At 43.4% G+C, this 17,101-nt stretch carries 11 protein-coding genes; 1 reads left to right on the top strand and 10 read right to left on the bottom strand.

Annotated elements, in window-relative coordinates:
• Positions 1-106: 106 nt before the first annotated feature.
• The 4 genes from AC1DM9_RS02765 to AC1DM9_RS02750 form a co-directional block, all read right to left on the bottom strand.
• Positions 107-1,762 carry an extracellular solute-binding protein gene (locus AC1DM9_RS02765; RefSeq protein WP_339204532.1) on the bottom strand — a complete coding sequence of 552 codons (1,656 nt, stop codon included), beginning with the start codon at positions 1,760-1,762 and terminating at the stop codon, positions 107-109.
• A gap of 77 nt (positions 1,763-1,839) precedes the next feature.
• A complete protein-coding gene (locus tag AC1DM9_RS02760; RefSeq protein WP_076267455.1) occupies positions 1,840-2,736 on the bottom strand; it encodes a carbohydrate ABC transporter permease in 897 nt (298 codons plus the stop codon).
• A gap of 34 nt (positions 2,737-2,770) precedes the next feature.
• Positions 2,771-3,733, bottom strand: a complete 963-nt coding sequence (locus tag AC1DM9_RS02755; protein WP_477550961.1) for an ABC transporter permease — start codon at positions 3,731-3,733, stop codon at positions 2,771-2,773.
• Positions 3,734-3,909: 176 nt separating this feature from the next.
• A complete protein-coding gene (locus AC1DM9_RS02750) occupies positions 3,910-4,689 on the bottom strand; it encodes a YheC/YheD family protein (protein WP_477509080.1) in 780 nt (259 codons plus the stop codon).
• Positions 4,690-4,987: 298 nt separating this feature from the next.
• Here AC1DM9_RS02750 and AC1DM9_RS02745 point away from each other — a divergent pair, with 298 nt between their 5' ends.
• On the top strand, positions 4,988-6,289 hold the full coding sequence (locus AC1DM9_RS02745; RefSeq protein WP_477509081.1) for a glycosyltransferase family 39 protein: 1,302 nt from the start codon (positions 4,988-4,990) through the stop codon (positions 6,287-6,289).
• A gap of 1,595 nt (positions 6,290-7,884) precedes the next feature.
• Here AC1DM9_RS02745 and AC1DM9_RS02740 read toward each other — a convergent pair.
• The 6 genes from AC1DM9_RS02740 to AC1DM9_RS02715 all read right to left on the bottom strand — a co-directional run bounded on the left by AC1DM9_RS02740 (position 7,885) and on the right by AC1DM9_RS02715 (position 16,910).
• Positions 7,885-8,763 (bottom strand): carbohydrate ABC transporter permease, encoded by an 879-nt coding sequence (locus tag AC1DM9_RS02740; protein ID WP_477578416.1) that lies wholly within the window; start codon positions 8,761-8,763, stop codon positions 7,885-7,887.
• Positions 8,764-8,845: 82 nt separating this feature from the next.
• Positions 8,846-9,706: an ABC transporter permease gene (locus AC1DM9_RS02735; protein ID WP_076267739.1), complete on the bottom strand. Its 861-nt coding sequence runs from the start codon at positions 9,704-9,706 to the stop codon at positions 8,846-8,848.
• 335 nt (positions 9,707-10,041) lie between these two features.
• A complete protein-coding gene (locus AC1DM9_RS02730; RefSeq protein ID WP_477578414.1) occupies positions 10,042-11,739 on the bottom strand; it encodes a type 2 periplasmic-binding domain-containing protein in 1,698 nt (565 codons plus the stop codon).
• A 103-nt stretch (positions 11,740-11,842) separates the two neighbouring features.
• Positions 11,843-13,483: a response regulator transcription factor gene (locus AC1DM9_RS02725; RefSeq protein ID WP_477578412.1), complete on the bottom strand. Its 1,641-nt coding sequence runs from the start codon at positions 13,481-13,483 to the stop codon at positions 11,843-11,845.
• 20 nt (positions 13,484-13,503) lie between these two features.
• Positions 13,504-15,219: a sensor histidine kinase gene (locus AC1DM9_RS02720; RefSeq protein WP_076267448.1), complete on the bottom strand. Its 1,716-nt coding sequence runs from the start codon at positions 15,217-15,219 to the stop codon at positions 13,504-13,506.
• Positions 15,220-15,434: 215 nt separating this feature from the next.
• Positions 15,435-16,910 (bottom strand): glycoside hydrolase family 53 protein, encoded by a 1,476-nt coding sequence (locus AC1DM9_RS02715; RefSeq protein ID WP_477578409.1) that lies wholly within the window; start codon positions 16,908-16,910, stop codon positions 15,435-15,437.
• Between the last annotated feature and the right edge of the window lie 191 nt (positions 16,911-17,101).

Below are 17,101 nucleotides of genomic sequence, written 5' to 3'. Positions count from 1 at the left end.
GCAAAGGCTTTACGTTCATCGAACATTTCATCGTTCTATTAAAACGAAAAAACTCGGGTACACTAAAGATCTTAGTATACCCGTCGTTTTTACGAAAAGCTATGGCTTATTCAGCTTTCATTTTTGCAAGGTTAGCTTGCCATTTTTCTGTTTTGAAAGCTAGCAATTTATCATAACCAGCAGCTTGAGCATCTTTTTCGCCTTTATCAAGAACAGCTAGTACTTCAGCATCATTTTTCGCGAACAATGCTTTTGCTCTAACTTCTAGGAACAAGTCCTCGATACGTTGACGGATGATACCTTCTTCTGTATCCGGTTGTGGATCGATGTTAATGAATTCTGTTGCATTGGATTGCGTTTTCCACGTAATTTCACGTTGGTAACGAGTAGACCAGTTTTGTTGCTCAACTGGCAACGACTCTTCAAATTTAGCTTTTGTTGTATCTAGGAATACTGTGTTACCAACCCAGTTAAGGTTCGTTGTAATCGCTTGAAGCTTACCAAGACCGCCTGCATCAGAAGTGTATTTTTCTGTGAACTTCGGAGTTTCGCCGTCAGCTTCTACGCCATCCCAATAGATTCCTGGAGGTCCCCACATCAAAGCGCTTTGTCCTTCAGGACCAGTCAACCAGTCATAGAAAGCGAAGATTGCTTCTGGGTTTTTAGCGCTTTTCGTAATAACCGTTACGTTCCAGCCTAACATACCATACGTACCAGGGAATACTTTGTTTTTGTCAACGCCTTCTTTGTGAATCGGCCAGATCATGAAATATCCAGCTTCTGGATCGTTTTTCGTAAGCTCAGCATGAGCTTGCATTGCAATTTCAGTCGGGCTTGCTGATGCAAATACTGCTACACGGCCAGTCATTACTTTTTCAGTAATTTGGTCAACGGTTTGTGTCATTGCATCTTGCGTAATCAATTTTTCACGGAACAGCTTGGAAGTGTATTGCATTGCTTCACGGTACTCAGGGTCAAGGAAGATTGAAGTCAGCTTGTCGCCGTTAGGTACAGCACGCATACCTGGGAACTTCTGATCGTTTTCTTTGAATGCAGAGTACAAAACATCAAGGCCTTGTCCATCTTTTGCTAAATGCGGCTCGTAAGGAACAACATTCGGATATTTTTCTTTAACCAGCTTCAAGTAGCTGTACAGATCATCTGTTGTTTCAAGCTTAGGTGAACCAAGCTCTGTGTAGATTTTTTTGTTTACAACATAACCAGAGTTGCCGTTAGGTTGTTTTGTATACCAGTTAGGGAATTGATAAAGCTTGCCATCTTCTGAACGAAGCATGTTGATGCCTTCATCGCCCAACCATTTTTTCAAGTTCGGATATTTATCAAGATAGTCATCGAATGGAACAAGCAGATCAGCTGTGCGCAATTTCTCAACATCAACGCGCTCTAGCCAGATCGCATCAGGAAGCTCGCCAGTCGCGATCATCGTATTCAGCTTTTGTGGAGCCGCACCACCGGAGTGGATTGGTTTTACGTTTACTTTCTTTGTATCTCTAATCCAAGTACTCGTAATGTCGCCGCCCCATGCTGGCATAGTGTACCAGTCATAATGGCCATAAAGGGTGAAATCAAGCTGCTCCTTGCCAAGTTCATAAACTGATGCCGGCTTATTGCCGCTATTTTCCTCCGGCTTGCTTCCTGTTTCTCCGTTTTCTGTTTTACCGGAATTACCGCTACAGCCTGCCATTAAAGAAACGGCCATAAATGCAGAGACGATTGGGACGAGTAGTTTTCTTTTTTTCATCTGTTTATTATCCCCTTTCAAGCTCATTTTTATATGTTCAAAGCTTTCGCTCTAAACCACATGTCTTAAACTGCCTGCTACTCTTTCAATGATCCAACAAGAACACCTTTAACGAAATATTTCTGAACGAATGGATACACCATAATGATAGGAATCGTGGCAACCATCATCGTTGCCATAGACAACGATTTGCTCGTTACCGTTCTCATTTTGGCTAACTGCCCTTGCGCTGCAGAATCTAGCTGTGACATTTGATCCGATACGATATTAGAGTTCAAAATCTGCTTAAGCATCGTTTGTATAGGAAGCAGCTTCTCATTGGTGATGTAGATACTTGGACCAAACCAATCATTCCAATGAAAAACAGCCGTGAAAAGCGACAACGTTGCAATAACGGGACCAGAGAGTGGAACAACAATGCGGAAGAAGATACCCCAGTTGCCGCTTCCATCGATTTTCGCCGATTCCTCAAGCCCTGCAGGCAAGCCTTGGAAGAATGTGCGGAAGATGATCATGTTCCAAACGCTGACTAGTGTTGGAATAATGAATACCCAGAATGTATTCATTAAGTGAAGCTCACGAATGAGCAAGAAAGAAGGAATAAGTCCACCACTGAAGTACATCGTAATGATACACAAGATCATGTAAAACTTGCGGCCCATCAATTCTTTCTTCGAGAGGCCATAGGCGAATAATGCCGTTATAAATATGGATGCGATTGTACCGACAACCGTCCGACTGATCGAAACCAGAAACGCAGTTACCAATCGTTCATCCTTGAATACGATACCGTAGTTTTCTAAAGTCCAATCACGCGGCCAAAAGGTTACGCCCCCCATGGAGGTGTCTATTCCGCTGTTGAAGGATATGACAAGTGCATTCCAGAATGGATAAAAGGTCATAAAAGCTAGTAACGTTAGTAAGATGTAGATGGTCACCGTCATCACGCGGTCTCCAAAACTGAGCCTGATCACTGCATCATCCGCCTTTCCGGGCTAATTGTATAGTTTACCACAAGCTGCTGCCGGCCCTGCGTGCCAGAAAGTTCGCCATTGTCAAAAGTCCTACGCTGATAACGGCTTTGAACAATCCAACCGCTGTTGCGTATGAGTATCTAGAGCTTTGTATCCCGACTCGATAAACGTACGTATCGATAACATCTGACACGTCCCTGAGTACAGGGTTTACAGCAAGCAATAGAATGTCTTCGAAACCTGCATTGAGTAGATTACCAATCGCCAGAATCATGAAGATAAGGACAACCGGCATGATCGAAGGCAATGTGATCAAAAAGATTTGTTTGAATTTACTCGCACCATCCATAGATGCTGCTTCATACATGCTAGGATCAATACTTGCTATTGCTGCTAGATAGACGATAGAGCCAAATCCAATTTCCTTCCATACCCCAGTCGAAACGAGGATGGACCAGAATAATTCTGGAAGTGATAGAAAGTTGATCGGTTCATCGATAAAGTTCATTTTCTCAAGTACGATGTTAATGCTTCCATTGTCCGTGGACAGCATCGACATAATCAGTCCCGCAACGATTACCCATGACATAAAGTGAGGCAGGTAACTTACCGTTTGAACCAGCCGCTTAAACATTAAGTTTTTCACTTCGTTAAGCATAAGCGCCAGCAAAATCGGTGCCGGGAATCCAATGAAAAATTTCAACAAGCTGATAATAACCGTATTTCGCATGACCTTGAAAAACTCCGGGGAGCTGAAGAACATGTCAAAATGTTTTAATCCAACCCATTCGCTTGCCATAAAACCTTTGAAGATGCTGTAGTCTTGAAATGCCATCAATATACCGTACATTGGGATGTAACTAAACACGATGATTAGTAACAATGCCGGCAATACCATCATTTGAATGTCCCATTGTTTTACGAAACGCAGAAACGCATTTTTAGTTTTAGGTTTTGGTTTTTTTAATAGTTCTTCATTAACGGATAGTTGCGCCACTACTCAATCCCCCTTGCTCTAGTTGTTCTACTAGTATTCTATCGCGATCATAAACGCACTAATAGCTATCTGAACAACTAAAAATGATACTTTTCAATCATTGGAGTAAGCGCAATCATTAATAAGTATAAAAAAAGCAGATCGAGAAATCGTCTCGATCTGCTTTACATTTTTTTTCATTTTGCATCGCGCCTTCCGTAGCTGGCAGCAAAATGTTTCATTTTTTTATAGGCCGAAGGATCAAGCTTTTTAAGAGGATGAAATTGCGGATGATTGGAATTCACCTCAAGAACCCATAACTGCTGCTTCTGATCATATGCAAAGTCGATGCCAAGCTCGTGCATACCCGATCGTTTTTTACTTAATGTCCGTGATATTCGCAAGGCCACCTTGCTTAGTCTGCTGATCCGCTTATCAGTTGCTTCAATAGAAAGTCCTTGCCTTTCTCCAAGTTTTTTCATCGAATAGATTGCTCCGCCTTGATAATAGTTCGTTACGATTTTATGGCGAGCTCCTACCTTTACCATTAAACCCGTACAAACCCACTTGCCTTCCGGCTTCCGCTGAACCATCGCTCGAATATCGTAGGGACATCCATCCACGCGATCCAATGATATTCCTTTTTGAATAATGAGCTTACTCGATTTCATTTTCTTTATTTGCGAATAAGCTTCGGAAACGGAATGATAAAATTTTTGTATTTGTTTTTTCTTAACGATTGAATAAAGCTCATAACCCGAATTCACCCGTTTCAGCTTAAATATGCCCAAACCGAGTGAGCCAATATCTGGCTTGACATAAACGGTGTTATGACGGTTTAGCATCATCTGCAAGTGCTCACGGCTGAATGATACCGTATTCGGTACATACCGCTTCAATTTTTTATTCGCACATAAGTATTTGCAGACCCGCAGTTTTCCTCTTATATTGCGACTTGCATACTTTTTCTTATACACAAAAGTTCACCTCAGCTTACTTTATGACAGGATGAACAAGTGCAACTGTACGAACGTTTATAGACAGCAAATATACTAATCCATTTTTCTTCCAACGGATTGGAACATTTTTCATATGATACACGTTATAATGGAGTTAATATAAGCGAAAGGTGAGCAGCAGAATAAAAACTAGGAATGATAGGAATGGTTGTAACTTGAAAGAACTCGTTTAACCCAAATAGACCCATTAGACACAAAGCTTGAGGTCACATTATTATTTATAAGTGTTATAAATCATGAAAAGCGGGGCAATGAAATGAAAATTTTTCAAAAAGTAGGCAATGAGGCACTTTTATACCGTATTATTTTAGCAGCTGTTGTTGTGTTTTTCATTGCAATAGGAACATTCATAACGTTTCAGCAAGGCAGCGATATGTATTTAGGCAATTTCGAAGAATATAATAACGATGATGTAAAATATATACGAAGTGCCGAGACATTGCTTAATGAAGGTACATTTACTTATCACAAAGTAGAAGATTCGACTGTATTTATTATGCCTGCCCTTACGATGGTGTTGGCATTTTGTATGAAGATATTTGGATATTGGCAGGGAATTACTGCATTCCGCATTCTTCAAGTTTTAATGATGGCAGGAACGATGATTCTTCTTTATCAAGTTTGTCGACGATTTTTCCATGAACGAATTGGTGTAATAGCAATCCTACTGTTTGCGCTATATGCACCTAACTATATGGCAGCAAATTTGATTTTAACGGAAGCCTTTGGGCAGTTGTTTTTATGGCTGTTTATTTATACCGGAATTGTAGCTGTAGATAAAAAGAAATTGAGTTGGTTCGCCATTGCAGCAGTAAGTTTAAGTATCGGGATATATGCAAGGCCAAACTTTGCACTCCTTCCGGTCGTATTTTTAATCTACATGCTAGTTCGAGGATATAAAATAAAAGAGATTATTAAACCTGCTATTGTTGTATCTGCTGTAATATTAATTTGCATTTCCCCTTGGTGGATCAGAAATGCTGTCGTATTTGATAAGTTTATTCCGCTCACGCTCTCGTCCGGCAATCCATCTGTATTAGGAGCTATGATCGATTGGAGATATCCTGCTGGTGCAGAAGAGAAATTCAAAGAGGATTTTACGCGGTTAGGCGAGGCGAAAGATGCCATCGAATCCAATGAAATTCAAGCTGAGCTTGCCAAAAAAATTAGAAACTATGGATTTGAAACGGATCGCAATCGTTATATTAAACATTACACCGTTGATCGGGTAGTCGATATGGTCAAAGTACCTTATTATTGGAAGCCCGTACTTCATATTTCGAAACCCATCGTGGGCGTATATCACTACGTGCTGCTATTGCTCGGAGTAATTGGGTTGCTCATGACCGTTATTTTTAAAAGCAAACGCAAAGAACTATCTATATTGATAATAACCATTTTATATTTCATATTTACATCACTGCCATTTATTACGTTTGAACGATACGGTTACTTCATTATGGCGTTTATCACGATATATGCAGCCTATCTCATTCATGAGCTAGTTGAAGCTGTGCGTTCGAAGAAGAGAAGTTCTTTGAGACAACCAAACCATTAGAGGGAGGAACCAAACCTTTAGAGGCTTCTACCAGACCTTCAAAGGCTTTTTCCGCAGCTTCAAAGACATTTCGAACCCACCCAAACCCTCCCTTCCAAGGGAGGGCCCCAAGGGCTGCGCCCTCTGGACACCCGCAATTGGACTAACGCTAAAGCTAGCCATGCGCTCTTTTGCTGCGTTTGCGTTGGAACGCTTTCGTCCCTTTGGGACACGCTTTACTTTGGGTGCATAACCCGCTGATTACTTGTTAACCAAACTTCAAAAGCGTTTCGAACCCTCCCAAACCCTCCCTTCCAAGGGAGGGCCCCAAGGGCTGCGCCCTCTGGACACCCGCAATTGGACTAACGTTAATGCTAAACATGCGCTCGTTTGCTGCGTTTGCGTTGGAACGCTTTCGTCCCTTTGGGACACGCTTTACTTTGGGTGTATAATTCGCTGATTACTTAAATACAATAACCAAACCTTCAAGGCGTTTCGAACCCACCCAAACCCTCCCTTCCAAGGGAGGGCCCCAGGGGCTGCGCCCTCTGGACACCCGCAATTGGACTAACGCTAAAGCTAGCCATGCGCTCTTTTGCTGCGTTTGCGTTGGAACGCTTTCGTCCCTTTGGGACACGCTTTACTTTGGGTGTATAATTCGCTGATTACTTAAATACAATAACCAAACCTCCAAGGCGTTTCGAACCCACCCAAACCCTCCCTTCCAAGGGAGGGCCCCAAGGGCTGCGCCCTCTGGACACCAGCAATTGGACTAACGTTAAAGCTAAACATGCGCTCGTTTGCTGCGTTTGTGTTGGAACGCTTTCGTCCCTTTGGGACACGCTTTACTTTGGGTGCATAACCCGCTGATTACTTAAATACAATAACCAAACCTTCAAAGGCGTTTCGAACCCTCCCAATCCCTCCCTTCCAAGGGAGGGCCCCAAGGGCTGCGCCCTCTGGACACCCGCAATTGGACTAACGTCAGAGCTAGCCATACACTTGTTTGCTGCGTTTGCGTTGGAACGCTTTCGTCCCTTTGGGACACGCTTTACTTTGGGTGTATAACCCGCTGATTACTTAAATACAATAACCAAACCTTCAAAGGCGTTTCGAACCCACCCAAACCCTCCCTTCCAAGGGAGGGCCCCAAGGGCTGCGCCCTCTGGACACCCGCAATTGGACTAACGTTAAAGCTAACCATGCGCTCGTTTGCTGCGTTTGCGTTGGAACGCTTTCGTCCCTTTGGGACACGCTTTACTTTGAGAGCATAACCCGCTGATTACTTCTTTAAGGAACTGTTTGATGCTTATTTGGCTGAAAACTACTTTGCTAAAGTTCTAACGAACCCTAGGGACGTTATCTCATGTTATTTGGGGTGATATGTGTTACTTTTCCCGAAATAACGATACTGAGGTTCGTTAGATTATTAATCTAGTACGAAACGTTTGAATAAGAGCTACTGGGTTCGTTAGAGTTGGCAATCGCGTCGCTCTGCTTAAACTTCATCAATAAAACACAGAAATACAGAGGGGCTGTTCCTAGCGTAGATAAATCTACGTTTGAAACAGCCCCTCTGTTTTGGTGGGATGTGAGTGCATGTTGTGTTTACTCGATTACTCTTTTACTGAACCCATTACCAATCCTTTGACAAAAAACTTTTGGAGGAATGGATATACGATAAGTATCGGGAGAGCGCCGATGAAGATTTGGGCTGATTTCACTGTTTTTTGTGAGATTAGCGCTAAATCAGCTGGGTTCATGCTCATCGAGCTCATATCGCGCTGGATGATAACCGTTTGAAGGAATGTGGCCAGCGGATAGCGCTTTGGATCTCCGATATAAAGCAAGCCGTCAAACCATGAATTCCAATGAAAGACCATGCTGAACAAAGCGAGCGTTGCAATGGCCGGCAAAGAAACGGGTAGATAGATGCTGAACAAAGTACGGAAATGTCCTGCTCCATCAATGAGCGCTGCTTCCTCCAGCTCCTTGGGTACTCCGCGGAAAAAGTTGAGCATAAGGATCGTTAAGAAGACATTAACCGCTCCTGGAAGCACGAGCACCCAAAAGTTGTCCATAAGGCCAATCTTTTGAATGACCATATAAAAAGGGACAAGTCCCCCGTTGAAGAGCATCGTGAATACGAACAGCCATGCATAAATATTTCTGCCGCGGAATGCGGTGTTTTCTTTGGATAGCGGATAAGCTGCCAAGAAGGCTAACAACAAAGTCAACAGCGTTCCGATTACCGTCCTCTTAACGGCGATCCACATCGAGTTTAGAAAGATTGGATTGCTTGTCGTTTTTCGGTAAGCATCCAACGTGAAATCTACTGGCCATAGACCGACGATATTAGCATCCGCAGCCGCCTTTGCACTTAGCGAAACGGCAAGCACATGCAGCAGCGGAATCACACATAGCAGGGCAAGAACGATCAATAGGATCGTATTAAACGTGTTGAAAACGCGATAGGATGGTGATTTATGATACATTCGGCAGGTCCTCCTTTGGCTAGCGTAAACGGCCATCGCGTCCTCAGACGGCTAACTCGTTTCGCGATCTTGCTTATATTATTTAAAAAATTCTGTAATTGGCTAGTTTGTAAGCAAGGCGATAGGAGATAACGACTAAGACAAAGCTGATCACCGATTTAAACAATCCGATTGCCGTACCAAAGCCCATTTCGCCGCTTAAAATAGCTGTGCGGTATACAAACGTATCAATAATATCGCCCTTCGCGTAAACCAATGAATTATAAAGGTTGAAAATTTGATCGAAGCCCGCATTCAGCACGTTTCCGAGCGCCAGTGTACCGACTACAATAGCAATTGGAATCATCGACGGAACCGTAATATGAAGCGTCTGCTTCCAGCGGCTTGCGCCATCCACCTCTGCTGCCTCGTAAAGCGATGGGTTAACGTTGGCGAGCGCTGCAAGGAATACGACGGTACCGAAGCCAAACTCTTTCCATACATCAGAGAGGATAACGGTGAAGCGGAACCAGTCGCCATCGCCTAGGAAGAAGATCGGCTCGATTCCGAATATTCCTGTTAGGAGACGGTTCACCAGCCCGCCTTCCGTCGATAGAAGATCCGTAAGAATGCCGCCCAAGATAACCCAAGATAAAAAATGCGGCAAATAGACTAGCGTCTGTACAAAACGTTTGACAAGCTGTTTTCTAATTTCATTTAAAAGAATAGCGAATACGAATGGAGCAAAAAGATTCAGTACCATTTTGAAAATAGCGATGATTAGCGTGTTCCAGATCACCTGCAGGCTGTCTTGCCTCTCGAACAAATAGCGGAACTGATCCAGTCCAACCCATTCCGAGCCTGTCAGGCCTAGCCATGGTTTATAATCCTGAAAAGCCATTACAAGTCCACCCATTGGCAAGTATGCGAAGATGATTAGAAAGACGAGGGATGGAAGCACCATAAGATGGAATGGCCATTGTTTTATGAGGTAATAAAACAGCGGTTTTCCTTTTGATTTGACAACAGATACCGAAATGTCATCTTGTTGAATTGTTTGCTGCTGAGACATGTTTTGTTCCTCCCGCTGGATGAAATGCAGAACGCAATCAGCCTTTCACGGCACGTATGCATCGCGTTCCTTATATAAAAATTATATCAGCGACGGAAAAATTGAAGTAGCTAACAAACCCAACATTCATGGCACAAATGCAACCACTTTTGCAATCCAACATGTGAATTTAGCTTGCTGTATAACACAAAAAAATGCGGCCCCTCAGGGACCGCATTTCGTCAAGCTTATTTCGTTAAACTAGCATACCACTCATTAACTTCTTTCGTCATATCATCGCCGCCGGATGACTTCCAGCTTTTCACGAATTCATCAAAAGCTTCAGCCGGTTTAGCGCCATAAATGATTTCGTTAAACGTTTGAGCTTCAATTTTCTTCAAATAGTCCATGCGTGATTTCATTGTTTTAGTAGGAGGTCCTACAAACATATCCTTCTTGGAAATCGCATCTTGCTCCATAACGACAGTCGCAGCAAGCGCCGTTTCCGGTCCGTACTGCGCAACAACTTCCTTCTCGCGATAAGTTTTTGCTTCTTTGCCTTCAGCTAGGTTAAGCAATGCTTTAAACTGTGCATCAGGAATACGCGCACCGTCGCGTACAATGAAGTAACGTAGTGGAGCCGTAATGGCACCGCCTGGAACATCGTCCAGGTACAGCGGTTTGCCGCTAGCATCAAGAGCGTAATCATAACCTTCAAAAGCGCCTAGCTCGAACGGGCTTCCTTCTTGCGGGTCAGCTAGGTTGTCGAATAGATAGTTTTCGTAAGTGAAGAAAGCTTCTGGATTTTTCATATCCTTATTGATCAGAATAACGCCATTTACAAAGGAAGTGCCGTGACGCATTGCTTTACCGTCTTCACCAGTTGGAATCGCATAAGGCTTCCATACTGCGCCTTCAGCATTTTTTGCTGTATCCAGCAGCGGCCAGCCGCTCATCCAGTAAGGTCCAGGGATAATGCCTGCTGTTCCAGCTACAGCTGGTTCAGACGTTTTATTCTCATCCCAAAGTGCTGCTTCTTTCGGAATATAACCTTTGTCGCGCCATTCTTTAAGTTTAATTAGACCTTGCTTCATGCCTGCGTTCGTAGAACCGTATTCCAGAGTTCCATCCGCTGCCACATTCCATTGTGCAGGAAGTGTGCCATATGCGCCAAATACCCACGATGGATCACCCATCCAAGTGTTCATTGACGTTTTAAAGCCAACGCTTAGTGGAACAACTTTTTCTGGCGACAATCCTTGTGGATTATTGTTTTTAAAAGCTTCCATTACCGTTTCCAGCTCAGCAATCGTTTTTGGAGCTTTCAAATTAAGCTTATCCATCCAGTCTTGACGAATCCAGAGCACATAGTCGTTGTTGTAAGCATAATCAAGTAAAGGGATACCGATTCGTTTTCCATCACGCATGTAAGCATTCCATACGCTGGTATCAAGATTCATTGCCGCTTTCCATTTCTCGCCGGCATATTTATCGAACAGCTCGCCTGCGTCTTGGAACATGCCGGAGTCAATTAGATCTTGTGCCAGCAGCTTGTCGCCAACGACAGCAACATCCGGCATTTTTTGTCCTGAAGACATCGCAAGGCGCATTTTTGTTGCAAATGCTCCATTTGTATCTGTCACAGACCAAAGTGAATCTACTTTAATACCAAGCGTATCGAGTGCCCATTTTGTTGCCACGTTGTTTTCAATCGTTTCTCCCTCACGGAAGGTTAGCGCAGGGTCTACTCCCCATACAGTGGAAATCGTAACCGGCGGATCGTATTTCTCTTTGTAAGGGTTTTCCTCATTGCCCGCGGAAGTGTTGTCGCTTGGCTTATTCGACGGCTCTGCCTTGTTGCCGCTGTTCGAGCAGCCAATGATGGCTGATACGATTAGAAGCATACAAAGCATGAACGTGAACCGTTTCTTTGTTTTCATATTCATTGTAATCCCCCTCATGATTATGTTCTACATGCTTAATTATAGGCTTAGGGGCAATTTCAGCCTATGACACAAAGCGAACATATCAGCACCTTTTACAACCACTTTACTGTTCGCGAAACTCCTGAGGTGTCATACCATAATATTTTTTGAACGTTTTGCTAAAATATTGCGGATTCTGATAACCAAGCTCACTCGTTATTTCATATATTTTTTTGTTCGTATTTTTCAGCAAATAAAGCGCCCGCTCCATCTTCATTCCGATGATCCATTCACTTAAGCTTTCTCCCGTTTCCGCTTTAAATACTTTCGAGAGATAAACCGGATGAAGAAACACGCGATCAGCAATCGTTTTTACAGTCGTATCTAAGCTAAGGTTGTTCGCAACAATTTCCTGCACCTGCTTAACGATAAAGCTTTTGGAGCTTTCCTCCTTCACTGAAAGCACGCTTTGCAGCTTATGCAATACGCCAATTGACCAATCCTCCAGCCGATCAGGCGATAGTACAACCGTTTGATCCAAAATAAAATCGATACCCAGCTCATTGATTTGGGATACGTATTGGCCCTGTCTATGCGTAATATACATAAAAGCATTGGTAAGCGCTAAGTATACCTCGTATAGATGCTCTCTTGAGAATCTTGTATTTTTCAAATCGGCAAAAACATCTTTAATTTTCTGCTCTACCGCATCCCAGCGCTTCGACTCCAGCAAGGTTATCATCGTAGGCGGCTTATATAAGCTTTCCATCGATTTAACAAAAGTGTTGTCCTTGCCCGAGCGATCCTCCAAATAATGAATAGAGTGCTGCTCTTCATTTGCAATCATGAACATCGCTCCTAGACCTGAACGATACGCAGTCGTAATCGCACTTGGAAACTCGAACCAATCCGTAACGACAATGGAGATATCTCCTTTGAGATAGTTGCTAACATTTGTACGAAGCTTCTTGGTTGCTTCGGCAAGTATCGATTTACGTAAATTGCGGCTTTCCACACTAAATTCTGATTTCTCGCCAGCTTCTGTTTTAGGCTGCGCCATAATAAGCAAATATTCATGCGGAGCTTTGCAATGCCATACATGGAAATGCTGAGCAAACGACTCCTCCGCAATATTCCCTACGGCAAACTCCATAAGTGAGGAAGAGCTATAATCCAGATGTGAAAATTGTTTGCCCAGTTGGACGAGCATCATCACGGTTGGACGTTCTATCTCAAGAGAAATCTCGTATTGCGTCAGCTTCTCTTTAATCGTCTTTGGCGAAAGCTGTCTGCCTAATACCAAGTCGACCATAAAATTGGCGCGCAGCACCTTGAAATCAGATTTGCGATCATACAGCAGCTGCTGATATTTCTCTGCCTGCTCCCATTCATCCTTTAGCGCTTCGATAGCTCCCGATATCGTTTTCACAAATTCATCGTCATTTACCGGCTTTAATATATAATCAAACGCTTGCAGCTGAACGGCCTTTTTGGCGTATTGAAAATCAGAATGCCCTGTAAGCAAAATGCATTTGATATTAGGCCAGCGCTGGCTGATCTCTTGAACGAGCTCAAGCCCGTTCATTTCCGGCATCGCAATATCGGTAACGACAATATCTATCGAGTTTTCTTCAAGAAGCTCCAACGCTTCAAAGGCAGATGTCGCTTGATAAACGCTTTTTACGCCAATGGAGAGCCAGGGAATGGTCTTCTCCAAGCTTCCCGTAACATACGACTCATCATCAATCAATAAAATTTCAATCATTTGAAAACCCCTTTTTTTATCTAGCTTGGTGACCAAGTAATTGTGACTTTTAGACCTCCAAGATTTGAGGATGAGAAGCTAACCCCTGCTGATCCGCGAAATCTTAAGTGCATGCGCTGATGCACATTCCATAACCCGCAGCCCATTTGCTCATCCATTTGATTTTGCATTTTGTGCTGAAGAATAAGAATATCCTCCATGCTCATCCCCTTGCCGTCATCCTCTACAACAAGCCGTGCTCCCTCTTCATGCCACTCTCCCGTTATTTGAATAATAGATGCATCCGTCCATGCCTCAATTCCATGAATAACTGCATTCTCAACGAGCGGCTGCAGCATCAGCGGCGGAATTTCAAGATGACGCATATCCGCAGGCAAGCTGATCGAATACTGCAGTCGCGGCATGCGCATTTTTTGAATTTCCAAATAGCTGGTCACAAAATTAATTTCCTCTGACATCGCAACAAGATCGCGTTCCTGCCTTGTCGTATAACGGTAATAGTTGGACAAATGATGCGACATGGCAACGACTGCTTCATTCTTTTCGAGCTTGGCCATGCTGGAGATGAACGAGAAACAATTATAAAAGAAATGCGGATTAATTTGTGATTGCAGCTGTTTTAAACGTGCTTCCCGCACATGAATTTTTTCCAAATATACCGTTTCAAACAGCTCTTGAATTTGAGCGACCATCAAGTTGAAGCGCGTATAAAGAAAACCAAACTCGCTCCTGCCGCGCGGCTTCATTCGAACCGAATAATCACCATTTTTCAGCTTCTGAAACCCAACGATGAGATGCTTAATAGGAACCTGTACCTGCGCATATAAAAGATAAGCAGCGATGCAGCATAACAGCAGTAAGCCTGCCAAAGATACATAAAATAATTGATTGGTCTTTTGAATAGGCCGAATGATTTCGGAAATCGGAATATAATCGATCAAATGCCAACCAATCGTTTCTGACTTCACAATATTGACCAAATATTTTTCCCCGCCCAAATCGATCGTACGGCTTTCCAAGTCCTGAAGCGGCTGCTGCTTCAACAAATGGATTACGTTGTTCGTCAGTTCCTTATCTGCCGAGCGATTATAAATAACGCCGACGCCTTCCAAATAATAAAATGGTTCTCGGCGGCCATCGCTCTTAAACTTGTCCAACATATCTTTAATGTTCGAGCTGTCGAACTGCACCTCAATGACCAGGTTCGAGCTACTTGGGTCCAAGTAACTGGAATACGGTGTTACCGCATAACGAGAGAAAACAAATTCATTATTTTCAGCGGCCTTCACTTGCCAGCCAGGCTTTAATCTTTTTTTCAAATCGGCGTCGTCATAAAGCACAACGTCATTATCCGAAATATCTCTATGGAGAATCGGTGAATAGATATGAAGGCTGCTTCGCCATTTCGATGAATTTTGCTGAATAGCCAGCTTCGTTTGAATTCTTTTGATCAAAGTAATCATGCCCAGACTCAGCTCCGGCATTTCCGTAAAAATATCGCGAAGCGACGAAATATCGGGGTCCTGTATCAATAAGTCAGGCCAAAGGGCCATCGAATCGATGCTTGTATTGACTTGATTCTGAAAGAATAGGAGCTGATTCGTGTTCGACTTGTTAAGCTCCTCGCCAAGAATGTCGGTGCTGGTCTTATTAGAGTAGAAATAGAGCAGCATAATCGGAACCAGCATAATGATGATTAGAGCGACGATTTTAGTAAATAAATTAATTTTAGGCATATTGCTTTGCACCTCTGCTGGATGTCATTTGGGCTGCTGCTTAAATATCATTTTCTTCCTCTTCACCATACGTGGACATTCCATTCAATTCAACCCGTAAAATCGAAATGTATGTTATGTTTTTACAACTACTTTATCGCACAACATTTCTATTCTTTCAAAAAAAGAACCAGAATATCGGTTTTTACTCCGACATCCCAGTTCTTACGTTTACGTTAATTGTTATATTTGTACGCAAGCATGGAGGGCAGCGCGTTTCCTTCAAAATCAAACAGCGTCGTGTTATCAACCACATTAGGAGCATCCTTCTGCCAGCCTACGCCTGGTACATAAATCATGACGGGGTCCCAGTAGAGCACGCCAAGGCATCTTCCCCCATCTACCTGCTTAATGCCGTTCATCAGAGAATACATGAAATCACGTTGACCTTCTGGCGTACTCTCGTACGGCTCGGGCCCATTGTTCTCAAGCTGACCTCGCATGCCAGCCCCCGTAACTGCGCTCCAGTTAAAACCCGTTTCCATGAGCAAAATATCCTTATCAAATCTGGCAACCAGCTTATTGCAAAAGGCCACTAGCTGCTGAACCGATGCCTGTGTCCAGAACGGATAATAGGATGGTCCGATAATGTCATAGGGAACGCCATACCGCTCGCAATTGCCAAAAAACTGCTCGTATTTCTCATCCTCAGTCGCGCCGTCCAAATGAATAACGACCTTGCTCGTTTCAGATACTTCCTTCACCGCTTGATAACCTGCCTTTAGAAGCTCAGCCAGCTGCGGCCAATTCGCAATAGCACCATCGGGATAACACATGCCGCCTTGTATTTCATTGCCAAGCGATACATACTCAGGAGCTGTGCCTTGCTCGACCAAACGCGTCATAAAGGCTCGTGTATATTGATATAAGGCTTCTCTCAGCTCCGCAAAAGAAAGTCCTTCCCAGTTGTGGGGCTTGTGCTGAGCCAAACCATTTGTCCAGTAATCACTGTAATGGAAAGAGAATTGAATTTGGAATCCCATGTCCTTCGCTCTTTTTACTAAAGCGAGCGTTCTTTCCTCGTTCTGATAACCTCTAGCATCCAGCTGATTCGAAGGCCAGTAGTCTTTGTTTCCAGGATCATTATATAGTCGAATCCGAACAATGTTATGCCCGTAAGCTTTCAATATTTCAAGGCCGTCCATCGGTTCATGATTATCCTTATAAATACCGCCGTTTTCCTCAATCCGCGGCATCTCGGAAATGTCCCCGCCCTTCAGCAGCTCATAGGACTCATCACTTTTCACAAGCTCAAACGATTTCACCTTACACCAATTCCCGCCGTTCCCTTCGGTAAAGAGACCAATGGTGCACTTTCCATCCCTTACTTCTATGCCTCGTATAATAACAGGTATCCACTCCGATGATACTGGAAGGCTTGTTATCCGAGTCTCACCAGTTACAGCCTCCGCGAAAATATAGCAGGTTTGTTGCCCTCCGCTGTTTTGCGTCAATGCTGTCAATGTATAATAGCCGTTCTCAAGCTTTTCAATAGTCCTAGACGCCGCTGAGCAATAAGAAGCGGCATGTTGAAGCATGAGATACTCAGTAGACGACGGATGATCCTGCTGGATGCCCTCTGCGACTTGATTGCCGTTAGAAAACAAGCTCCAGTCCGCCCGTTGGTTTGTCTCAAAAGAAAAATACATCATATACCTCCGATTTCATTCGTAATCGTTCTTTGCTATCGTATCAAACCGATTCCACGCCATACAGGGCATATTCACAACATATTGGTTGCTATTTCAACCATACGTTTGATTACGCATGATGAGTGAACGAATAAACGGCTTTTTCAATAAAAACAGGGCATATCCGTCTAAGGATATACCCTGTTTGTTAT

This window comes from Paenibacillus sp. 01T431, from assembly GCF_056398625.1.
The sequence above is the reverse complement of the archived record's forward strand: the minus strand, read 5'-3'. Positions and strand labels throughout refer to the sequence as shown.